Annotated in this window: 18 protein-coding genes, 6 pseudogenes, 1 riboswitch and 2 other annotated features; of the genes and pseudogenes, 8 read left to right on the top strand and 16 right to left on the bottom strand. The window is 35.4% G+C overall.

What is annotated here, in order from left to right:
- Positions 1-90: 90 nt before the first annotated feature.
- Positions 91-134, bottom strand: a riboswitch (PreQ1 riboswitch).
- Between the two features lie 119 nt (positions 135-253).
- Positions 254-895 (bottom strand): Bax inhibitor-1/YccA family protein, encoded by a 642-nt coding sequence (locus tag M44_RS06705; RefSeq protein WP_010172178.1) that lies wholly within the window; start codon positions 893-895, stop codon positions 254-256.
- A 122-nt stretch (positions 896-1017) separates the two neighbouring features.
- On the opposite strand from M44_RS06705, the gene M44_RS06700 reads away from it, so the two are divergent.
- The gene (locus M44_RS06700) at positions 1018-1611 is read left to right on the top strand and encodes a hypothetical protein (RefSeq protein WP_010172176.1); all 594 of its coding nucleotides are present in this window, start codon (positions 1018-1020) and stop codon (positions 1609-1611) included.
- Between the two features lie 13 nt (positions 1612-1624).
- Positions 1625-1882 carry a DUF2164 domain-containing protein gene (locus tag M44_RS06695; protein ID WP_010172175.1) on the top strand — a complete coding sequence of 86 codons (258 nt, stop codon included), beginning with the start codon at positions 1625-1627 and terminating at the stop codon, positions 1880-1882.
- A 94-nt stretch (positions 1883-1976) separates the two neighbouring features.
- On the opposite strand, the pseudogene M44_RS21040 reads toward M44_RS06695, so the two are convergent.
- The 11 genes and pseudogenes from M44_RS21040 to M44_RS28760 all read right to left on the bottom strand — a co-directional run bounded on the left by M44_RS21040 (position 1977) and on the right by M44_RS28760 (position 13582).
- Positions 1977-4433 (bottom strand): annotated as a pseudogene (locus M44_RS21040) (CoA-disulfide reductase).
- Positions 4434-4655: 222 nt separating this feature from the next.
- A complete protein-coding gene (locus M44_RS06680; protein ID WP_010172168.1) occupies positions 4656-4835 on the bottom strand; it encodes a hypothetical protein in 180 nt (59 codons plus the stop codon).
- Positions 4836-4953: 118 nt separating this feature from the next.
- Entirely contained in the window at positions 4954-5733 is a 780-nt protein-coding gene (gene trpA / locus M44_RS06675) for a tryptophan synthase subunit alpha (protein WP_010172166.1), read from the bottom strand.
- Positions 5726-6936 (bottom strand): annotated as a pseudogene (gene trpB, locus M44_RS21035) (tryptophan synthase subunit beta). The gene trpA and the pseudogene trpB overlap by 8 nt, the downstream one beginning before the upstream one ends.
- On the bottom strand, positions 6926-7540 hold the full coding sequence (locus M44_RS06665) for a phosphoribosylanthranilate isomerase (RefSeq protein ID WP_010172164.1): 615 nt from the start codon (positions 7538-7540) through the stop codon (positions 6926-6928). The pseudogene trpB and the gene M44_RS06665 overlap by 11 nt, the downstream one beginning before the upstream one ends.
- Positions 7537-8061 (bottom strand): indole-3-glycerol phosphate synthase TrpC, encoded by a 525-nt coding sequence (locus M44_RS21030; RefSeq protein WP_337444046.1) that lies wholly within the window; start codon positions 8059-8061, stop codon positions 7537-7539. Before M44_RS21030 ends, M44_RS06665 begins: the two co-directional genes overlap by 4 nt.
- Positions 8062-8403: 342 nt before the next feature.
- Positions 8404-9254 (bottom strand): annotated as a pseudogene (trpD, locus tag M44_RS21025) (anthranilate phosphoribosyltransferase); the annotation flags it as partial.
- Positions 9255-9304: 50 nt separating this feature from the next.
- Entirely contained in the window at positions 9305-9895 is a 591-nt protein-coding gene (locus M44_RS06650) for an anthranilate synthase component II (protein WP_010172157.1), read from the bottom strand.
- Positions 9892-11270: pseudogene (trpE, locus tag M44_RS21020) on the bottom strand (anthranilate synthase component I). Before trpE ends, M44_RS06650 begins: the two are co-directional and overlap by 4 nt.
- 60 nt (positions 11271-11330) lie before the next feature.
- Positions 11331-11580 (bottom strand) — a binding site (T-box leader).
- Positions 11581-11619: 39 nt separating this feature from the next.
- Positions 11620-11868: a binding site (T-box leader), on the bottom strand.
- Between the two features lie 43 nt (positions 11869-11911).
- On the bottom strand, positions 11912-12769 hold the full coding sequence (locus tag M44_RS06630; protein ID WP_010172145.1) for a GNAT family N-acetyltransferase: 858 nt from the start codon (positions 12767-12769) through the stop codon (positions 11912-11914).
- A gap of 684 nt (positions 12770-13453) precedes the next feature.
- A complete protein-coding gene (locus M44_RS28760) occupies positions 13454-13582 on the bottom strand; it encodes a hypothetical protein (RefSeq protein WP_010172143.1) in 129 nt (42 codons plus the stop codon).
- A gap of 90 nt (positions 13583-13672) precedes the next feature.
- On the opposite strand from M44_RS28760, the gene M44_RS06620 reads away from it, so the two are divergent.
- Entirely contained in the window at positions 13673-14185 is a 513-nt protein-coding gene (locus M44_RS06620; protein WP_010172141.1) for a GNAT family N-acetyltransferase, read from the top strand.
- 34 nt (positions 14186-14219) lie between these two features.
- On the opposite strand, the pseudogene M44_RS21015 reads toward M44_RS06620, so the two are convergent.
- From M44_RS21015 to M44_RS06595, 4 genes and pseudogenes are all read right to left on the bottom strand, one after another.
- A pseudogene (locus tag M44_RS21015) lies at positions 14220-16107 on the bottom strand (PTS fructose transporter subunit IIABC).
- Positions 16108-16122: 15 nt separating this feature from the next.
- A complete protein-coding gene (gene pfkB / locus M44_RS06610; protein ID WP_010172140.1) occupies positions 16123-17034 on the bottom strand; it encodes a 1-phosphofructokinase in 912 nt (303 codons plus the stop codon).
- Positions 17031-17784: pseudogene (locus tag M44_RS21010) on the bottom strand (DeoR/GlpR family DNA-binding transcription regulator). The gene pfkB and the pseudogene M44_RS21010 overlap by 4 nt, the downstream one beginning before the upstream one ends.
- A gap of 920 nt (positions 17785-18704) precedes the next feature.
- Entirely contained in the window at positions 18705-20075 is a 1371-nt protein-coding gene (locus M44_RS06595) for a TrkH family potassium uptake protein (protein ID WP_155814923.1), read from the bottom strand.
- A gap of 557 nt (positions 20076-20632) precedes the next feature.
- Here M44_RS06595 and M44_RS06590 point away from each other — a divergent pair.
- The 5 genes from M44_RS06590 (at position 20633) to M44_RS06570 (ending at position 23569) form a co-directional block, all read left to right on the top strand.
- Positions 20633-21094 (top strand): GtrA family protein, encoded by a 462-nt coding sequence (locus M44_RS06590; RefSeq protein ID WP_010172131.1) that lies wholly within the window; start codon positions 20633-20635, stop codon positions 21092-21094.
- 241 nt (positions 21095-21335) lie between these two features.
- Positions 21336-22025 (top strand): formate/nitrite transporter family protein, encoded by a 690-nt coding sequence (locus M44_RS21005; protein ID WP_010172129.1) that lies wholly within the window; start codon positions 21336-21338, stop codon positions 22023-22025.
- Positions 22026-22262: 237 nt separating this feature from the next.
- Positions 22263-22619 (top strand): hypothetical protein, encoded by a 357-nt coding sequence (locus M44_RS06580; RefSeq protein ID WP_010172127.1) that lies wholly within the window; start codon positions 22263-22265, stop codon positions 22617-22619.
- Positions 22620-22648: 29 nt separating this feature from the next.
- A complete protein-coding gene (locus tag M44_RS06575) occupies positions 22649-23047 on the top strand; it encodes a hypothetical protein (protein ID WP_155814916.1) in 399 nt (132 codons plus the stop codon).
- Positions 23048-23128: 81 nt separating this feature from the next.
- A complete protein-coding gene (locus M44_RS06570; RefSeq protein ID WP_010172123.1) occupies positions 23129-23569 on the top strand; it encodes a hypothetical protein in 441 nt (146 codons plus the stop codon).
- Positions 23570-23629: the final 60 nt, after the last annotated feature.

Here is a 23629-nt window from a genome sequence, read left to right as displayed (position 1 = left end):
TCAGTAAGGAACCCTGAAGGAAGAAAGAAGTTCAATCTCACTCAACTTTTAACATTAAAGTAACAAATAGAAACAAGCCCTACTCATCACTTTCTTGTAGTTTTTTATAGAGGGAGTTCTCGAACCTCTCCTGTCTAAATGACAGAGTTCATTTAATACTTGACTAGGTTATCACGAATGACAACATTAATAAAGAACAGATTAGATAAACTAGATTAAAAAAAGGATGTGGAGAGTTTCCTCCACATCCTTTTTAATCGTTACTAGATAGGATCCCAAAAATTCGTAATATGCTAAGAAACAAGTTTAGTATGTCTAAGTAAAGATTAAGTGCCATTGTAGGGACTTCTTCTGGACTTACACCCATTTGTTTCATTCGATTAAAGTCATACAGAACAAACCCTGAGAAAACTAGCACACCAATAAATGAATAGGCTAACATTCCTCCTGAGCTGAGTGGAAAGAAGAAATTAAATAATCCTATACTAATTAAAGCTAATAAAGCCGCCATTAAAAATCCGCCTAAAAACGAAAAATCTCTTTTTGTAGTTGTGGCATAAATGGCTAAACCTGTAAAGACAATAAAAGTAGTTCCCACAGCAGCTAAAACTAAATTAGCTCCCATTGACACTAAATAATAGGAAATAACTGGGTATGTGGTTATTCCCGAGATAAAAGTAAACGTAAATAGGAATGTATAGGAAATACTTTTTCTTCTTCTTAAGAAGAAGGCAAACAATAACATTCCAATCTCTACCATAACTAATGGTAAGATCAACGCTGGAGGAACAAAAACACCTGCAATTAATCCAAATAATGCAAACGCCAAGCTAATAGCAAAAGCTCTTAAAACCGCCGGCAAAGCATTTTCCTGCTTATAGACTGTCTCAATCATTCTATTCACCTCTTTTTCTATACCTTTCATTATACACGAACATATAGTAAGTACCTTATTAATTTTCATACACGATTTTTTATTACATAATAGAACTATATTTATTAAACGGAGGGACATTTATGCCTGGACTTATTTGGTTATTATTCGTTTTCTATTCTATATTTCTAGCACCTGGAGCAAGCGGTTCAGATGATCAAATCTTTATTAATTTAATTTCCGGTCAATTCGAAACTGTACCTTCATTAGTAGTCGTGGTTTTTTCATTACTTGGGTTATATCCCCTTTTATTTGCAAAGCTACTGTTAGTGAATGACAACGGCAAAGTACCAGCATGGCCATTTATTATCGCATCCTTTGGACTTGGAGCATTTTCACTTTTGCTGTATTATCAACTTCATCAATTCTTTCCTTCCCATAAACGAATAGAACGAACACCAAAGAAATTAAAAAGGTTTTTGAACACTCGCCTATTTTTCGTCATTCTCTTTATATTGACAATCATTTGTTTCATACCAATCACAACAAATCCTTCGTTAACTGATTACTATGAAGCATTTAATCAATCACATTTAGTTAGTGTCATGACGGTAGACTTTTTTATACTATTAGTGCTCAGTTATGTTGAATGTAAAAGAAGAGGATTATCCTATTCTTTCCTAGCATTCCTTCCAGTAGTGGGTCCGCTTTTGTTATTATGGTTACATAAGTCGTGAAAGGAGCTATAGAATGATTCCAATCAAGTTACCTAAACAAGAAAGAGATGAAATACTTCACCGTATCATTACTCATCATTATGAACAAACAGGTGATGAAATGGGAGAGATTGCTGCTGAAAATTTGCTAGACTTTATGTTAATAGAAATTGGTCCCTATTTCTACAATCAAGCTGTTTCTGACAGCTTAGAAACTCTAGAGCAAAAATATTACACCATGGAAGAAGACTTACAAGCTTTAAAAAGACCCTTACTTACGAACAGAAGATAAAAAAACATACCAAAAAAAAAGAAACTGACCTCATCCTCTGTCAGTTCTATTTTTGAATATCTTTATTTGTTAATCTAAATAAATTCCTACCCAATTAGATAAATAAGTTCACATTGGCGTCTTCTGCTTTACCTAAATAAGCTGCTACACCACCAATGGTTACTCCATCTATTAACTCTTCTTTTCGAATACCCATAACATCCATACTCATAGAACATGCGACAATTTCCACACCCATATCCATCGCATTCTTCATTAATGTTTCTATGCTATCTACTATTTTTTCCTTCATTACTTTACGGATCATTTTGCTACCTAATCCACCCATATTCATATTGCTGATTGGTAAATGTTTCGTACCTTTAGGCATCATTCCTGAGAACATTTTTTCCATAAATGGCTTGTCTTTAACATTAATATCACTTTTACGTAAAATATTTAAACCCCAGAAAGTATGGAATAATGTTACTTTTTTCCCCATTGCAGCTGCACCTGTTGCAATGATATAAGAAGCAATTGCTTTGTCTAAATCTTGATTAAATACAACTAGAGTAGTACCATCTTTGCTTGAAGTTACTTCACTAACGGCTTTTTTAGATCCTTTTACGATCTGTACAGTTGTTTTTACTCCATCTGTTTCAGAGTGTAGTAAAGTGTTCCCAGTCTTTTCACACCATTCTTTAATATCTGTCATAAAACCAGGGTCCGTCACACTTACTTCTAATACTTCGCCATCTTGTAATGTATTCATATTTTTATATACTTCTGTTATAGGACCGGGGCATTGTAATCCAGAACAGTTAATACTGATTGTCACTTGATTTGGTTTTTTCCATTTTCACATCCACCTGCATTGTTTGGTTTTTTTTCTTAATTTGTGCTGTGATTCTTTTGATCTATCCTTTTTATCTTTATGAAACATCTTATACGTCTTGTATCCACCGCTTAGGTTATAAACTTCAAATCCTGCTTGAGTAAGGATTCTTGATGCAAGATACCCTCTAAGACCTACTTGACAGGTTACATATATAGGCTGGTCAGAAGGCAATTCCTTTGTACGATCTCTTAACTGGTCTAGTGGGATGTTGATGGATCCTTCAATATACCCCATATCCCTTTCCATAGGTTCTCTTACATCAATTAGCGTAAAGCCATCCCGAACAATTTGATCTATTTGAGTAGTTTGAACAACCTTCAAGTCTTCTTCCATTACATTAAGTGCAACGTAACCTAGCATATTGACTGGGTCTTTAGCAGATGAGAAAGGTGGTGCATAACTTAGTTCTAAATCCGGCAAATCTTGAACAGTAAGCCCGCCTTTGATTGCCGTAGCCAACACATCAATTCTTTTATCTACTCCTTTTATTCCTACACCTTGTGCACCAAATATCTTCCCTGATACTTTATCAAACGTTAGCTTAAGAGCAACTGGGCTACCACCAGGATAATAACCAGCATTTGAATTTGGATGAACATGAACAGCCTCATGTGTAATGTTCGAATCAGTTAGTCTTTTTACATTATTACCTGTAACAGCAACTGTTAGGTCGAACACTTTTGCAATAGCTGTTCCAAGAGTTCCCGTATAGGCTATTTCTTTACCATTAATATGATCTGCTACCAGTCTACCTTGACGATTTGCAGGCCATGCTAGTGGGACCATCGTATCTAGACCTGTTACGTAGTCTTTGACTGAGATTGCATCTCCAATTGCATAAATATCTGGATCACTAGTTAACAGCTGCTGATTAACTAAAATTCCTCCACGTTCACTAAGTTCCAGTCCAGCTAGTTTGGCTAATTCGTTTTCAGGTTTAACACCGATCGAAAGAATGGTGATATCACTTGGTAAGATTTTTCCGCTAGTTAATAAAACCTTTTTGCCTTTTTCCTTAAATTCTTCTACGCCATCTTCAAGTATTAAATTTACACCTTTTGCACGAAGGTGGTCATGCACAATGGCAGCCATTTCAATATCAAGAGGTGCCATTACTTGTTTTCCGAGTTCAACAACCGTTACATTTAATCCTCTATGAATCAAGTTTTCTGCCATTTCAAGACCAATAAATCCTCCACCAACTACGACCGCTTCCTTTGGAGACTTTTCATCAACCCATTCTTTTATACGGTCTGTGTCAGGTATATTTCTTAAAGTAAATACATTGTCTACTTCATTCAAACCTTTAAATGGAGGTACAATTGGCTTAGCTCCTGGTGATAACACTAACTTATCGTATGATTCCAGGTACTCCTCATTTGTTCGAAGGTTTTTTACGGTGATTGTCTTATTCTCACGATCAATAGTCGTTACTTCAGATAGGTTTCTTATATCAAGGTTGAATCTTTTGCTTAAACCTTCAATGGTTTGAACAAGTAAGCTTTCACGTTTAGGAATAACTTCGCCTATATAGTACGGAAGACCGCAATTCGCAAATGATACATATTCTCCTCTATCAAACATAATAATTTCAGCATGTTCATTTAATCTTCTTAACCGAGCAGCTGTACTTGCTCCCCCTGCTACTCCCCCGACAATGATAATTTTAGTCATTTGAACCTCTCCTTTATACCTATTAGGGTATTATATAAAATAAAAAAATAATTTACAGTTGTTCAATTGTGTTTTACTTCACAATAATAATATACCCTATTAGGTATACTCATTCAAGGAGAAAATCAAAATAATTGTTGATAAATTTTGAACAGATGTTCTTAATGACCCTCCTAACACAAAAAGTAAAACCACCAGACATGGTCTGGTGGTTCTTTTAAGTTATTCTGTAGTTTCTTCAGTTTCTTCCATTTGATCCATCTCTTCTGTTTCTTCCATTTCTTCCATTTCGCCTGTTTCTTCCATTTCTTCTTCTCCACCCTCTTCAGCACAGCCTGTAGCTAGTCCAAGTACAGACATCGCCATTAAGAAAGCTAAAAATGATTTCTTCATGTTTTCCATTCTAAATTCCCTCCTAATAGTGGCAAAGATATAGTACATGTTCATTCTTTCCATATTCATTCATTTTTAAACATATTTTAAAAATAGGTAGAAATTCCTAAGAATGATTATTTTCCGTTTAAACGTTCTCAGGAAAATTGACTCCCATTAATTCTTTAATTTCATTAATCTGTCCTTGATGAAAACAGTCAACAATCTTACTTCCTACAATTGCTCCATCACACAAATCTTGAAATCGTGTCACTTGCTGTCTCGTCGAAATCCCAAATCCAGCATATACAGGAACAGGAGAAATTTCATTTACTTCACTTAACAAAGATTCAACAGATTGTAGTATTTCCTTTCTAGCGCCTGTTATCCCTTTAACTGTAACAACATAGATAAAACCATCAGAAGATTGTATGATAGATTTTGCTCTATTGCTACTACTTGTTAAAGATAATAATTGAATCAGTCCAATCTCCTGTTGATTCAGAATTTGCTTAAACGGTCCACTTTCTTCAAACGATAAATCTGGAATGATTACGCCCTTAACATTTGCTTTCCTGGCCGTTTTCGCAAACTCTAGTATTCCCAATGAATAAATTGGGTTTAAATAGCTCATTAAAATGATGGGAACACTAATGCTAGGAGATATAGTTTCTAGTTCATGTAAGATGGATTGAATTGTTGTGCCTTCATTTCTTGATCTTTCCCCTGCTTCCTGTATGCTAGGACCATCAGCTACGGGATCAGAAAATGGTACACCTACTTCTATAGCGGTAGCTCCTAAAGATTCTAAAAGGTTTAATTTTTCTTTTAATGTATGAATTCCACCATCTCCAGCCATAATATACGGAACAAAACCTTTTCTACCAGATTCCTTCACTTTAATGAAATAGTTTGTTAGCTTATTCATTTTCTAGATCCCCCTTATGAGCCATGATTGTCTCTACATCTTTATCACCACGGCCCGACAAACAAATCACAATAACATGATCTTTTTCTCTTGATTTAGCTACTTTCACACCGTAACTAATTGCGTGAGCACTTTCAAGAGCAGGGAGGATTCCCTCTTTTACACACAATAACTCTAGTGCTTCTAGTGCTTCTTGATCTGTTATGGATGTATAGTTGACACGACCACTATCTTTTAAATAACTATGTTCAGGACCAACACCAGGATAATCAAGTCCTGCAGATATACTATGCGCTTCTTGAATTTGCCCATGCTCATCTTGTAAAACATACATACTAGACCCATGTAGAACTCCCATTTTCCCAGAAGTAAGAGAAGCGGAATGAAGTCCAGTATCTAAACCTGACCCAGCAGCTTCTACTCCCGTGAGACTGACTGTTTCGTCCTCAATAAATGGGTAGAACATTCCCATTGCGTTACTTCCCCCTCCAACACATGCAATCACCTCATCAGGAAGTCGTCCTTCCTTATCGATTATCTGCCTACGAGTCTCTATACCGATCACACTCTGAAAGTCTCTGACCATTTTTGGGAATGGATGGGGACCTAATACCGATCCAATGATATAATGAGTGTCATCCACATTTGTAACCCAATATCGAAGAGCCTCGTTGCAGGCATCCTTTAGAGTCGCACTTCCTTGATGCACGGCTATCACTTCTGCACCTAAAAGCTTCATTCTAAAGACATTTAATCTTTGCCTTCTAATATCCTCTGCTCCCATAAAAATGACACACTCTAAATTTAATCTTGCGCAGATTGTGGCTGTTGCCACCCCGTGTTGACCTGCACCTGTTTCAGCCACAATCTTCTTTTTACCCATTCGTTTTGCTAAGAGACCTTGCCCAACTGTATTATTTATTTTGTGCGCTCCCGTATGATTTAAGTCCTCACGCTTCAAAAAATCTTTGCTCCACCTAAATGGTTCGTAAGATTTTCTGCATAATATAGAGGATTTTCTCGACCAACGTATTCTCTCAGAAAATACTGGTACTCTTTCAAAAAGCTTTCATCATTTTTCGCTTCTTCATAAGCCAAATTTAATTCAATTACAGCCTCCATTAGGGTTTCAGGTATAAACCTTCCACCATACGGCCCAAAATGACCTGTATCAGTTGGTAATGTGTATAGTCTACTTTTCATCATGACACCCTCCCTTTGCTAATTGTAAAAATTGTCTGATTTTTTGACTATCTTTAATTCCATTTGTTTCTACACCGCTAGAAACATCTACCCAATATGGATCTACTTCCTTTTTTGCCTGTTCTATATTTTCAACTGATAATCCACCCGCTAAAATAAATCGTTGCCCTTTCAATGAATGAAGGATATTCCAGTCAAACACCGTTCCATGTCCTCCTCGATACTTACCCCCTTTTGCATCCAGTAAAATTGTATCAGCTGGATAATTAATAGCTGCTCTTACATCTTCAACAGAGGAAACAGAAAATGCTTTAATGGCAGGCCTTGAGAGAGAATGTAAAAATGCTGGAGACTCATCTCCATGTAACTGAATGATGTCTAACGATACATCACGCGCTATTTCTTCAATGATGTCTTTTGTTTCATTGACAAATACTCCTACTTTTAATACATTTTTCGGTACAAACCGAGAGAGTAGCATGGCTTCTTCTTTAAGGATTCTTCTTTTACTCGGGGCAAATACAAACCCTATAGCGTCTGCTCCATATTTGACTGCTGCTTTTACCGCTGATTCTGTTGTTAATCCGCAAATTTTCACCTTCATTCCAGTATTCCCCTTTGGAATTCTCTCAGAAGATCACGGTTCCTCATAAGTGATTCTCCGACTAGTATCCCTCTTGCTCCTGCTTTATGGACACGTTTCACATCATCAAGTGAAGCGATACCACTTTCACTTATAAACGGTATCCCTCTTTTATGAATAATTGGCCCAAGCTGTTCTGTTACTTCTAGATTTACACTAAAGGTTTCTAAATTCCGATTATTAATTCCAATCAAGTCAGGAGAAATTTCTAAGGCTCTTTCTAGTTCTTTTCTATTGTGAACCTCGATAAGAACATCTAAATTTAGACCCTTACTATATGTGAACAATTCGTTTAACTCTCTGTCTGACAAGGCTGCCACAATTAACAGAATCATATCAGCACCAGCGCTATAGGCTTGTTCAATCTGTTTTTTGTCAATGATAAAGTCTTTACAAAGAAGAGGTATAGCTGTGTTGTCTGCAACCATTTTAAGATCATCAAAACTTCCCTTAAAATAGCGAGAGTCCGTTAAGATTGACATCCCTGTTGCACCGTGTTCCAGATAATATCTTGCTTGATCGATAGGGTCTGCTTTTCATTAATCACGCCTTTTGAAGGTGAAGCTCTTTTAAATTCAGCTATAATTGAAAAATCATTTTCTAAAATGCGAGGTAGAAATTTGTTTATACCCCTCTGTCTGTTTTTACTATAGGAATAGCTTCTATTTCTTTCTTTTTGGTTTCGATAATTTGATGGAGTAAGTTCATAGTACGACACCTTTTTGCAATGGAATTTCAAATGATTGTACTTGTTTTAACTTTTCCAACGCTTTTCCGCTTTTTATAACCTCTCGGCCAATATGAACGCCTTCCGCAATCGATTTTACTCGCTGAGATGCAAATAAACTGCAGGCAACGTTGAGCAATACTGTATCAAGGTACGGTCCTTCTTTACCTTTTAATACCTCAAGAGTAATGTCTACATTTTTGTTTACTTCACCACCTCGTATATCTTCTGCCGTATACGTCGGCAAACCAATTTCATCTGGTGTAAAACATCCTGTTTTCACTTCTCCATCTCTAATCAACATATATTCATTTCGTCCAATCAAACTAGCTTCATCCATCCCTCCAGCTCCATGTAGAATCATGACATGGTTCGACCCAACCGTTTCACAACATTTGCAAAGACAGGGAGCAAGTCCTTATGATAAACACCAATAAGTTGACTGGAAAGATGAATAGGGTTTGCTAAAGGACCTATATGATTAAAGATTGTCGGAATAGACAGCTCTTTTCTTATTGACATAATATTTTTTAATTTTGGATGAACATGGGGGGCAAATAAAAAAGTAATCCCACATTCATCAAGCATATTCACATGTTCCGCTGGTGACATTTCCATGGGTACACCAAGTGCAAAAAGCAAATCTGAACTCCCCGTTTTACTAGATACACTTCGATTTCCGTGCTTGGCTATTTTAATTCCAGCTGCTGCTAGTACAAATGCACTTGTTGTACTAATGTTAAAGCTCTGACTCCCATCTCCTCCGGTACCACATATATCCATGGCATCTTGAATATGTGGGAAAGGTACTGCAGCATTTTTTAATGTCGATACCAGTGCAGCCATTTCTTCTGTAGTCTCACCTTTCACCTTTAGAGCTGTTAGCAATCCAGCTTTTAGTTCCGGTGCTACATCCTTCATTAGTAACCCTTCTGAAACCTCCTGCATTTCTTCAAATGTAAGGTTTTCTTTATTCACTACTTTCTGTAAAAATGATTTCATGACGTTATAGCCTCCTTCTTCATTTGATTCACAAAGTTTTCTAGAATTTTTTTACCAGCAGTTGTGCCTATACTTTCTGGATGAAATTGGATTCCGTATATCTTTTCGTATTCGTGCTGGATTGCCATAATCTCCCCATCTTCCATACTTGTAGCTATGATTCTTAGTGGTGACCCCACTGAATCACCATCAACCACCAGGGAGTGATACCTCATCACTTCTAATGGAGAAGATAAATAGTCAAACAAGCCATTTCCACTGTGTTTAATCATGGATGTTTTGCCATGTTTAATTTGTTTTGCCCCTGTTATTCTCGCTCCGAAAACCTCACCGATACATTGATGCCCTAAGCAGATTCCTAGAATAGGACATTTGCCTGTAAAATGTTCAATAACCTCTTTGCTTACACCAGCATCTTCTGGATTTCCTGGTCCAGGAGAAATCACAATAGCAGAAGGACTCAACTCTTCAATTTCACTTGCTATTTTCTCATCATTTCGAATGACCATAACCTCTTGTTCAAGCTCAAGTAAATATTGATAGATGTTATAGGTGAAAGAATCGTAATTATCTAGTAGAACAATCATTTTCCTACCTCCATTAAGGATTTCATTTTGTGCAACGTTTCTTCGTATTCCTTTTCCGGGACAGAATCAAAAACAATCCCTGCCCCTGCTTGTATATACGCTCTATCATTTTTCACCAGTATCATCCTAATAGAGAGGGCCAGATCCATTTCACCGTTTCCGCTTATATATCCAACAGCCCCACTATAAGGACCTCTTTTAAACGTTCTAAATCATTGATTATTTGCATGGCCCTAATTTTTGGAGCACCTGAAACGGTTCCTGCAGGTAGACATGCCTCTAAAGCATCAAAACCCGAAAACCCTCTCTTAAATCCCCCTTGACCTCTGAAACAAGATGCATGACGTGCTCATACCTTTCAACCTGCATGTATTTATCTACTCGAACAGAATGACAAATTTTCCCTACATCATTTCTAGCTAGATCCACTAACATCTTGTGCTCAGCCAGTTCTTTTTTGATCTGCCATTAATTCCATTTCTAGTAGGTGATCCAAATCATTTTGGTCAGATCTAGGTCTAGTGCCTGCTATCGGATTGGAGACTACAGTTTTACCTTGAACTTTTAATAGACTCTCGGGCGATGCCCCTAAAAGGATATAGTCATTAAAGTCGATATAGAACATATATGGAGATGGATTGGCACTCCTTAAAGACCGATAATAATCAAATGGTTTAGCCGTCATTTCCGCAACTGCGCGTTGACTTAGTACCATTTGAAAAATATCTCCTTTTACAATATGTTTTTGGGCTATTTCAACATTTTTGATAAAATTCTCCTTACTTTCTAATAGTGAAAACTGAAGATTGGGAATATTATGATGATGGTTAGTTAATGAATGCTCTGAAATCTGATTTACTAGATCACTAAGTTCGTTCTCTAAGTCGTCCAGTGATTTTTCTCTATAAGGATCTATAACTAGTATGGTGACAAGATCTTTTAGATGATCAAAAATAAATAAAGGTGTCGTATAACATAAAATGAACGTCTGGCAAATGCAAGGAATCTTCTGGAATCACACCTATTTTTCAATTTGTCGTATCACATCATATCCTACATATCCAATGGCTCCCCCTTTAAAAGGAAACGGAATATCAGGAAATTCTTGATTTTGCAGATGCTTCTGTAACCCTTTAATCAAACTTCCCGATGAGTGTGTTATGGTGTCTCCTTTCATCATTTCAATCATCCCTCCAGACCCTTTAAATTCTTCATATGGATTTACACCGATAAAAGAGTATCTCCCTTGATCACTATGCTTTAGAGAACTTTCTAACAAAAACTTTTTAGTACCTTTTAATGAACTAAAGATCGATATTGGAGTATAGACATCTCCTTTTAACTCTTTCATTCGATAATGAACAGCACTTTTCATACTATTTCCTCCCAGGTTTTTTAAATAAAAAGTACCCCCAAAAACATGTCATACATGTTTCTGGAGGACGAATTGTATAATCCGCGGTACCACCTCTGATTAGAGTGACGTGTCACTCTCTCTTTTCGAATACAGGAGCATTTCCGATATTCTATCCTGATAACGGTGGAAACCCGGGCTTTCCTACTCCTAACGTTCAAAAAGCCTCTCTCAAGTCCATTCAACTTATTCTATCCTATTAGGCTCTCACCACTACCTAATTCTCTGTAAAGTATCAAATAAGCTTACTACTCTTGATCATAGATTTGGAATATTAAACTAAATTACAAAACACAAAAATCCCCCGTCAACAAAGGACGAGGGACCGTGGTGCCACCTTTTTTCAGAAGTTTTAAAAACCTCACTCTAAGATATCAGGGAATTTTTTCCGTTAATATCTGTCTCTTGTAACGATGAGACATATCGCCAAAGCCTACTAGTAAAAACGTTCGGTTTGGTGCTCAGAAGCCCATTCACTTATACATCAGCACTAATTCTCACCAACCATTAGCTCTCTTAAGAATTTGTATAAGTTACTCTTCTTCTTCATCGCTTGCCATTCAATTTGTTACTCACATAATAAACCTTTCATGAAAAGAATGTCAAGAAGAAACTTTATCCTTTTCTAACATGATGGATTTACACAAAAAATTGTATCCTATCTCCTGATAAATTTTATTAGAAGTTGGATTTGTAATATCAGTATATAAGTTACACAACTCTCGTTCTGCTAATATTCGCTTACTAACTTCTGCTACAACAGAGGATCCATAGCCGTTCTTTCGAAATTCTACCGGTGTATAGACTAGGGACACTGTTTCTCCGTTCTTCGATTTCCTCCCCCTCATTGCCATTGACACGGGCTTACCCTCTACAAACCAAACATACATAGATTTGGACTGCACCGAATCTCTCATTCTAGTAACCGCTTCTTCCTTTGTTACCATTGGTATTCTTGACTCTTTACAAAAAGCGATCATCCAATCGGAAAGAAGGTTTATATATTTTTCACCAGCCACAGCTACATACCCTTCACTAAACTTGCGGTTTACCACTTCTCTACACTCATAAATCCCTTGGTCCATACCTATTTTAAATGTATCTCCCGTTTTATTCGTCCAGATTTCAGCAAGCTGAACGGTAGACTGTTTTACTCCAATGATTCCTGGAAATTCGATATTTTGTTCTATCAAAAAATTGAACAAAGACTCTCCTATTTTATCAAGATCCTCTTCATCACTTCTTATGCCTACCACTAAATTGTGAGGCGGTGTCATAATAGCAGCAGCCTTCAAAGATTCTTCGGACTTTACTGTTAAACATACTACATCAGGATATCTGTTTTCATCTATGATTCTATGAATCAGTCCTAATAATAAATTGTTAATAGATTCTTCTTTTACTAACCAGTCATATGCAGTTTCTTTAAAATCGTGTATGGTATGTAACGTTGTTTTCATTGACCCATTCCCCTTTTTTGTTTAAATTTTTATTATTATACCAGAAAATTACCACTTTTATATATTTTTAAAAAAGTCTCTGTTAATAAACGCTAAACGGAAAATGACTTTGCATTTGAGGCTTGTGGAACCTCCTTGAAAATCCTACGCATTTCCATCGTGGAGTGAGATTTTAAGAAAATAGTCCTAAGTTCTCTTGCACTTTAGCACTCTTCGTCATTCTGCTCATATTGACAGCTAGAATTTGCAAATTTCAACACTACCCTTTAACAGAGCCATTAAAAATAGAGGGGGTCCCAAAAGTATAAACTATTGGGAACACCCTCTTCTTATTTTCAACAAAAGATCATCTTTGTAATAAGCCCAGTTGATTTCCGCGAAAGGTACTCCATTCTCCGGGGCGGAGGTGAGCCTCCTCATAAAATGCTGCGCATTTCATATGTGCGGTGAAAACTCGAGGAAGCCTATTCAGAGTCCTCGGGCAAGCCCTGTGGGGTCTCACCTTTTCCGCTATTTCCCTCGGGAGTCTCGCACCTGCAGCGAGAATCAACCTAATCAAAATGAACAGATGTGAAAATTCTAAAATAATAATAAAAAAGAGCTGCCTCAAAAAAAATCGTCTTTTAACGACCTTTTGAGTCAGCCTCGCTAYRGCGCAATTAGTTTACATAATAAAATTATGTATTAGTTTGTGGATGGTCTAGTTTTTTCTTTGGTCTGATTTTCTTTTTGTGTTAATTCAGATGAGAATTCTGTCTCTAATGCTTTAGCTGTTTGTAGTCCCGATTTTGTTTTTCTATTACGTTTCGTCATATTTATTCCCCCTTTCTCTTCTTACTATTTGATTTTTTTATTGTATTATACAGAAGTATTGACTATGATAGAGAAAAAGGTTGGGGAATAATGGATAAAATACTCCTTCTTAATGATTCTCATGCCACACTCTATGACAAACTTCGATTAGAAGCACTTCAAGACTCACCCACGGCTTTTGCAACGGACTATGAAGAATATGTAAATCGTAAGGATCGTATTCAGAGAGTAAAGAATAACTTAATGAAAGATTCTGCCTTTACCGTAGGAGCCTTTCAGGATGACCAACTAGTTGGCGTTGCGACCATGGTGATACATGAACAATCGAAATTAAAACATAAAGCAGAAATATATGCAGTATATGTGTCTCCCACTCAGCGAGGAAGATCAATAGGCTATCATTTACTACAAAAATTAATGAAGGTAGCCAAAACAAAAAATATTGAACAACTGCTCCTTACCGTAGAAGCCAATAATCAAAAAGCTATATGTTTATATCAACGAGCTGGATTTAAACAAATTGGAATAGAAAAAAATGCAATGAAAATTAATGATATCTATTATGATGAAGCGTATATGCAAAAGATGTTAACAACAAATTAAAAAGCGACCCACAAAGGATCGCTTTTTTGTTAGTTTACTTTAGTACTGGTTTCTTTAAGAAGCCAATGAGTAGAGCTGATACAACTGTCCCAATTGCAATCGCTAGTAAATATAAGAAGGGGTTACCTTCAACGATTGGGAAGACAAACAGTCCGCCGTGGGGAGCTGGAAGTCCGATACCAAACACCATACTCAATGCCCCTGCAACTGCTGAGCCAGCAATAGCAGAAGGAATTACTCGTAGTGGATCAGCGGCTGCAAATGGAATAGCACCTTCAGTAATAAAAGAGGCTCCCATAATATAATTGGTTATCCCAGCCTTTCTCTCAGAATCAGTAAATTTACTTCTAAATAATGTAGTAGCTAAAGCAATTCCAAGTGGAGGTACCATTCCACCAGCCATAATAGCAGCGTGTGGTCCAATGTTACCACCTTCAATCATAGCAATTCCAAAAGTATAGGCAGCTTTATTGATAGGACCACCCATATCAACTGCCATCATCCCACCTAAAATTAAACCTAGTACGACTAAATTACCAGTACCTAATCCAGAAAGCCAATCTTGAATCCCTAAATTCACATCACTTAATGGCCCAACAAGATAATACATAATAAGTCCAGTCGCAAAAATTCCAAGCAATGGATACAGTAATACAGGCTTAATACCTTCTAATGTTTGCGGAAGTCGGTTTAATAAATATTTTAAACCAACAACGATATACCCTGCCAAGAAACCTGCAATAATTCCTCCTAAGAAGCCTGCATTTCCATTGGCTGCCATTAATCCACCAACCATACCAGGAGCAAAACCAGGACGATCTGCAATGCTCATAGCAATGAATCCGGCTAATACAGGGACAATTAATGTAAAGGCATTACCGCCACCTATTGTCATTAAAATATCAGCAAATTGATTATATGTTTCATGCTCAGGGTCGAATGCTTGAATTCCAAACATAAAGGATAAAGCAATCAAGATTCCTCCACCTACGACAAATGGAAGCATATTGGAAACCCCACTCATCAAGTGTTTGTAAATTCCCAGTCCAGCCTTATTTTCACCTTCTGAAGAACTTTCGAAGTGTCCTGATTGGCTACCTTGATAAACAGGAGCATCTTGTTTCATTGCTCTTTCAATCAATTCCGCTGGTTTTTTAATACCATCAGAAACGGGAACTTGAATCACATGTTTCCCTGCAAATCGTTCCATTTCAACTTTTGTATCAGCGGCAACAATAATGGCTGTAGCGCTTTCAATTTCTTCCTGCGTAAGAATGTTCTTGGCTCCACCAGAACCATTGGTTTCAACTTTAAAATCGATTCCAAGATCTTTTGCTTTATTTTTAAGGGAATCAGCAGCCATGTAAGTGTGAGCAATACCAGTAGGACAAGCAGTAACGGCCAGAATTTTACCTTTTATTGCTAGTAGCAGATGATGATATGGTCTCATTTTCTTCTTTCGCTTTTGCCTCTTCATATGAATCTATAACCTTTATAACCTCTTCTTTTGTTGAAGCATTTCGTAATGCTTGTCTGGCTTCTTCGTTCATAAGAATAGTAGATAATCGACTTAAAGCGTCAAGATGTAATGAGTTTGCGCCATCTGTTGCTGCAATCATAAAAAATAAATGAGCAGGTTGTCCGTCAAGAGATTCATAGTCTACACCTTGAACAGATCTTCCAAAGACGATGGTTGGTGTGATTACAGCACTTGTTTTTGCATGTGGAATAGCAACCCCCTCACCTATCCCTGTTGTACTCTGTTCTTCACGATCAAAGATAGCCTTTGTAAATGCTTTTGAGTCATTCACATACTTCCCTTTTTCTAAAACATCTACCAACTCATGAATCACATCTGTTTTAGTAGTGGACTTTACATCTAATAAAATAGTATCTTGTTTCAATAATTCAGTGATTTTCATGGTGAATCCCTCCTCTTACATTTTTGTAATCATTATTTTTTCTTGAATTGCGACAATCTCTTTATATCCAGCCAGTCCTTCAGTGAAGGCTGAAGCAGTCCCACATGCAAGACCTAAGCGAAATGCATCCTCTAAATTTTTTGTTGTTATCATACCTGCAATAAAGCCTGCTACCGTTGAATCTCCAGAACCTACAGTACTGACTACTTTCCCAGAAGGGACTGAACCCTTATACTGTTCTTCTTTTGATGCCATAACGGCACCCTTTGCTCCCATAGATACTAGAACGTATTTAGCTCCCATTTCAACAAGCATCTTTGCATAAAGAAGAGCATCCTCGTGAGAAGAGATTTGAACAGAAAATATCTCTTCTAATTCATGCTGATTTGGCTTTATTAATAAGGGTTTATACGGTAGCGCTTTAAGTAATAAATTTCTTTCTGCGTCTACAACAAAGGGTATATTTCTATCGTTACAGATCTCAGCTATCTCTTTATAGATATTTTGGGATATTGAGCTAGGTATACTTCCTGCTAACACTACTAAATCTTCACTTGAAAGCCCTTTAATTACTGTTTTCAGTGACTCTTGCTGTTCATTTGTCACTACCGGCCCTTTTGCATTTATTTCGGATTCATGTGATGAACTAATTTTCACGTTAATGCGAGTTTGTCCATCTACCTCAATAAATTCCCTTTGAATATTTTCGTTAAATAAAGAATTCGATACAAAATCCCCCGTAAAACCTCCAATAAACCCTGTAGCCGTTGATTCCATTTTTAAAGATTTTAATACTCGAGATACATTAATCCCTTTCCCACCAGGAAGCATATACGTGTTAGTTGCACGATTTAATTGACCTAAGTTTGCTTTCTCAACTTCCATAATGTAATCAATTGATGGATTCAAAGTGACTGTATAAATCATGATGACACCACCTTTAAAATTGTCTTCTCTCTAAGATTCTCTAATTGTTCTTCGTTCGTTTCATTAGAAATAATCGTTGCTTCATCTAATTGTCCAATCGCAGAAAATGAGATTTCCCCTAATTTAGTAGAATCAGCCAAAATATAACATTCACGTGAAAGAGCCATTGCTTCTTTTTTTATTTTAGCTTCCTCTGGGTCAGGTGTTGTAAAACCAAATTCCATATGAACCCCATTTGTTCCCATAAAGCATTTATCAAATCGATATTGTTTTAATGACGTAATAGCATTGCTACCGATGATAGCACCTGTTGATTCTTTCACTAGTCCCCCTACTACATACGTTTTAATTCCAAATCTTAATAGATCATTCAAATGCATTAAGCCATTCGTCACCACCACAATTTCCTTTTCTTTAAGATATGGAATCATAAGGTTCGTAGTAGTTCCTGCATCTAAAAATATACAATCCCGCTGTTGTACGAGGTTGGCAGCATATTTAGCGATGATCTTTTTTTCATGAGCGTTTTTGTTCCGTTTTTTCTGAAACAGTCATTTCTTCAAGTTTGTTTTGAAGCTTTGCTGCACCACCATGCACTCTTTTTAAATATCTGCTTTGTTCTAATTGGGTTAAATCTCTACGAATGGTTGATTCTGATGCACCAGTCAGGTCCATTAAGTCTTGAAGCTTGACCATATTTTTTTGATTCACCGCTTCAACAATAATTTTTTGGCGTTCTTCAGTTAACATAATGACCTCCAAGAGAAGTACTTCTTATTTGTAAGTATAATGGTACCGTTTTCAAAAATCAATCAATTTCTATCAAAAACATTCTAAAAGATTCAATATCGTTCATATATCGTTCATAACTAATCATTCTCTTTTCTTATACTCTCTTCCGAGATACATATAATACATAATAAAAATAAAGGGATTTGTTAAACAACGCAGGCTGATTTTCGCAAAATGACTTCGATTTCCACCGACCATTGCACTTACCCCCTTAGAAAGTGCCCTGAACTATTAAGGAGTCTTCCCCATTTTGCTCTAATGAACAGTTGCTACTCAACAATAATCAACATTATTCTTAAATAGAGCCAAATAAAAATAACAGGGCCAAATTGGCCCTGTTATTTTTGAGCTATACGATAAGGGTAGTAATGAACCATTCTCTCTTCACAATATGAGGGGGAACTCTATTATGAAATTGTCACATGTTTTTACATGAGAATGATTTTCAATATCATCATAATCTCATTCCTTTAACATGTCAATAGTTTATTGAATTTTTTCTGTGTTTTATCTTCTATTTCTTATTAGAAGTATGATCCTTTGCTCATCGATTCTTTGTTTCGAATTTATTTCTATTAATTATTGAATATATAGTTATCTAGAAGTTTATGGTTCTCTTTTTAAGAGCTTAATAGGCAATTCGGTTAAAAGCCAAGATGTCCCCGTAAAATGGGTAATCAGCATTATCTGATCACTCTTTTATTGAAAATTTGTTGAAATTATGTGTACACAATGTTCTATTTAGCAAGTCTATTCTTTAACTCAAATATCGCATTCTTCTGACATTCAATAGATGCTTTCCTCTTTCACAATGAATAATAATCATATGGATTGGATGTATGATAATGAAAAAATGGACATAGAAATATGTCCATTTTTCAACCTATTATAACTCTCTCATGTGGATAATGAAAATTCTCCTTCGGTCTATTTCCTCTAAGAATAAATAAAAACGAAAATATCCCTATTCGACCAATAAACATTAATACGATAATAACCAGTTTTCCACCTAAGCTTAACCCTGAAGTAATACCTAGTGACAATCCTGTTGTTCCAAAAGCTGATGTGACTTCAAACAAAATTTGAATCAAGCTAAATTGAGGCTCAATAGCAATTAATAGAATGACAGAGCTACTACATAATAAAATGGCTGTAGATAGGACAATATTTGACTTTTGTATATCCTCTGGATGAATTTCTCTTCCAAATATTTTAATACTATCTTTCCCTTTTGCATAAAATACTATGCTAAGTATAACGATTGCAAAAGTAGTGGTTCTAATTCCTCCACCAACACTACTTGGTGATGCCCCTATAAACATAAGAAAACTAATTACTAATAATGAAGGGGAGTTAAATTGATTCATATCGAGTGTGGCAAGTCCCCCATTTCTTGCAGATACGGAATGAAACAAGGAAATAAATAATGACTCATGCCATGATTTTTGATGAAATAAAGAATTCATTTCAAATAATAATAATAGTATCGTTCCTACCATAACGAGTAAAAAGAAGGTGGTAGATGTTAGTTTTGTGAATAAGCTAAAGCGGAAATTCCCCTCTCCATCCTTTCTTTTAAGATAATCGATTACTTCAATTAATACAGGAAATCCAATCGCTCCTAAAATTAGAAGAACCATATTTATAAATAATACAAAATAATCTTGTTGAAAAGGAATGAGAGAGTTACCTGTAATATCAAATCCCGCATTAGTCGTCGCGCTGACAGATGCAAAAAAGCCTTGTATAAATGCTTCTTGCCAAGTAGGAAAATAACGCAGAAAATAGACACCCAAAATTAAGGCACCTAAAAGCTCAATGGTCATAATGATAGTTAATATTCTTTTCATAAGAAATACAAGTCCAGAAAACACACTTCTATTTTGATCGGTCATGATTAGTTTACGATCTTTTAGGCCTATTTTCTTCCCCATTAATAACCATACAAACGTTCCTAGTGTCATAATTCCTATGCCACCAAATTGAAGAATAAAAGCCAAAACAAAATAACCCACTTGATTAAATGTATCTGCTGTAGATACTACTGTAAGCCCCGTTACACTAATGGCACTTACAGCTGTAAATAAAGCATCAATGAAACTCAATTGAACACCTTCTTGATGAAACAAGGGAATATATAATAATAGAGTAGAAATTAAAACTGCACTTAAATAGAATAGTACAATCCACTGTACAGTCGTTAATCTGACTGACTTCTTCTGTATTTTTTTTGTTCTCACATCATTCACTGCCTTATCTTCTTTTTCATTCTTTTTATATCCTATACCATTCAAGTTCAACTGTCTAAATTTTATTTATAATCTTTTACAGCTCACCTTTCATCATAATAAATATGATAAAATAATCAATATCATTTGATATGAGGTGTATGTCTTTGAAGAGATTTAGTATTATTTTATTTATTTTCGCACTAGTTCTTTTCATTTCTTTCAACATGTTAGTGAATCAGTATGAAGAAATAGGAAAGTCTGCAATATGGATAATATCGTTTGGTGGGGCGGTATTGTCTACCCTATTATCACTGTTTTTATTTCCTAAAAGGGAAAGAAAAATAATAAAAAGTCTGTACCTCTCATAGTAATGAGGGGTATTTATTTTAATTTAGTTGAACATGCTCACATAGTACTATGGGGTAAAGATAGTCCATTTAAAGAGTTAGGATTGCATGCAGCACTCTGAGTAGAGAAAATCCCTTAATAAAATACTTTGTGAATTTCGTTCATTCTTGATTCTTACTATTCATTTAGGTAGAGTTAGATGGAAAGTCAAGATAATGAGGGATTGTATGGACATTAAACAAAGATACAGAAGCATAAAGCAATTTTTTTCGTTTACGATGATTGCTGTAATAAATGCTGGGATTGATTTAGGGACATTTAACCTGTTGCTTATTTTATTCCCTTCTACCGATAATGCTTGGTTAGTGACGTATAATACCATCGCATATATCCTTGCCGTCTGTAATAGTTACTATTGGAATTCCAGATTAACGTTTAAATATAATGCGAATAGACAAAGAGAATGGAAACAAATGATTTCATTTACAACACAAGCACTGGTTAGTCTAATAATCAGCAATGTTGTCTTTATTCTGAGTGTTGAGTTACTTTACTATACTATCTTACCTAATTGGATGATCCATAACTTGAGTAAATTCCTTAGCATGGGATTATCGTCATTAGCAAGTTTCTTCTTTATGAAATTTTATGTGTTCTCTCATAGACAAAGCTTAAGTAAGGGAGATTAATATTATTGTCAATATACTTTTTTCTGTAAAACGCTTTCTTTTTTTCAAACATGTCGATTTCGTTAAAAGCTGAAAAAGATATTGAAGAGTACTCCGATTTGGAGTATTTTTTTATTATACAGTATGTGATTATTTTCACATAATATAAAGGAAGAAGTGTTGATGATGGAAGCTGTGACAAAATGTATAGAACTAGCTGTTAAAAAGAAAAAAAATTCTTGAAACTTCAGTGACCCAATATATGATACGTGCTGCGTTAGCAGGGGTTTATATTGGATTTGCCATTATTCTTTGTTTTAAGCTCGGTGAATTTTTCCATGTGGCCAACTCTCCTGCCACTTACTTAATGAGCGCAATATTTTTTGGCATAGCATTAATACTGATCATATACGGAGAGGCTGAGCTTTTCACAGGTAACACGATGTATTTCACGATGAGTACATTAGATAGGAAGACATCCTACAAGGACTTAGTAAAGAACTGGCTATTTTGCTATTCTGGAAACGTCTTAGGTGCTATATTATTTACAGGTTTAATTGTTGGAACCGGCCTATTAGCATCGATTCCAATGAACCATTTACTTTTTGAAGTAGTTGAAAAGAAAATGCATACTGGCACATCTGAACTATTTTTTCGTGCCATTCTATGCAACTGGATTGTATGCTTATCAATCTTTATTCCTATGCAAATGAAAGAAGATATGGCAAAAATATTCTCTATGTTTTTACTAGTCTTTACATTCTTTTTGTCGGGTTATGAGCATAGTATAGCTAACTTTGTCTTGTTCTTTATTTCATTGGCAGTTCCCCATCCAGGTGGAATTACGATTGCCGGATTTGTTCATAATATCGTTCCAGTTACTATTGGAAATATTATAGGTGGAGGATTTTTTATTGGGGGTTCTTTATTACTATGTAACCTCTACTCCTAAAAAGATCCCTAAGGAAAAAAATGTGACCTTTCCTTCTATTCAACTAGGAAGTCTTAAAAAATAAAATAGCTCAAACTCATTCAAAACTGTCCCTTAAATTGGACAGTTTTTTATTTAAGATGTTTTAACTTTACAAACTCTTTACAATCTGACAATATTCGTTCAGTTATAGTATAGGATAATAATAACAGAAGCTAAAATTGTCGAATAGTCTAAAGGTATTGTGGGTGTAATGTAATGAAAAGGTTAAAAAAGCCAGTATTATTTTTGTTACTACTAGAGGTTTTGGCTATTGCTGGTAACTTATTAAATATTGAAATTTTTGTAGGAGTAAACTTTTTATTTAGCTCGGTTTTTGTATTTATCGTTATTCATTATTTTGGTGTTCGTTGGGGAGTGTTAGTGAGTTTTCTTTCAGCGCTACCTACCATTCTATTATGGGGAACACCTTACGGGTTAGTCACGTTAGTTATTGAAGCGTTTTTTGTTGGCTATATGTATCATAATCATAAGAAGAACTTAATCTTATGGGACATGTTATTTGCATCAATTATTGCCATACCTCTATCTATTTTACCAGTAAGTTATTATTAGACTTAGATTGGTCTAATACAATTTTTATCATGCTAAAGCAAAGCGTTAATATGATTTTTAATGTCTTAATAGCTAATTTTCTGTTAATTCTAATTGAGTCGATTCGTAATAAACGTAACCAAAAGAAATTTTCTGTTCAGGAGTTATTGTTTAATCTATTAATGATTTTCTTCTTATTCCCTCTACTCGGTTCATTGATATATATTGGTAATAGTGAATATATTAAGGTAAAAGATAAAATAGATGTAGCTATGGAACAAGCTCATAATAAAATTTATATTGGTTTAACAACGAATATTCAAAAATATAGTAATCAATTACAAAACTCTAAGTTAGGTCTTCAAAATGCTAGTGCTTTATATAACGACGAGAATGTAATGCAAACAAAAAGAAGTCATCGATTTTGCTCAAAAGTATACGGTGTTTAAAAAGGTTTATGCTTTTAACTACAGTAGCCCTAATGAGAAGATTTATCTTGAAGTTTCAGATACGGCATATAAAAGTTTCCTGTGAAGGGAGAACTAAATCCATATTTTAGAGATATCCTTTACTTAGATGTATCCTCTCTTAGAAATCATTATGTAACGGATGTTATCCATTATAACAATAAAGAACTTATGTCCATTATAGTGCCAGTTACAACGGGCGATTCAATTACAAATATTGTAGGATATACAGGTGCAGTCTTTCCTATTGTTTATTTAAGAAAAGATCTGAAAGAACTTGATGATTTCACTACAGATGATATAAATTATCAAATCACCGATCAAAATGGTCGTAAAATCTACTTTAGTAAGCAATACGAAGATCAAAATGAAAATGTAATCCCCCTTCAATATGGGTCAGATGAAGATGTAATCACGCTTCAAGAATGGACAAATAAAATTTATACAAAAACGTTTGAACACCCGATAATATTCCATGGGACATTACGGTTCAGGTACCTGTAAAGCCATATAAGAACAACTTATATCAAACCTATATTAATCTATTTATCTTTGTTTTCATTT

Source organism: Bacillus coahuilensis m4-4 (assembly GCF_000171615.1).
GTDB classification, from domain to species: Bacteria; Bacillota; Bacilli; order Bacillales; family Bacillaceae_K; genus Bacillus_T; species Bacillus_T coahuilensis.
The sequence above is the reverse complement of the archived record's forward strand: the minus strand, read 5'-3'. Positions and strand labels throughout refer to the sequence as shown.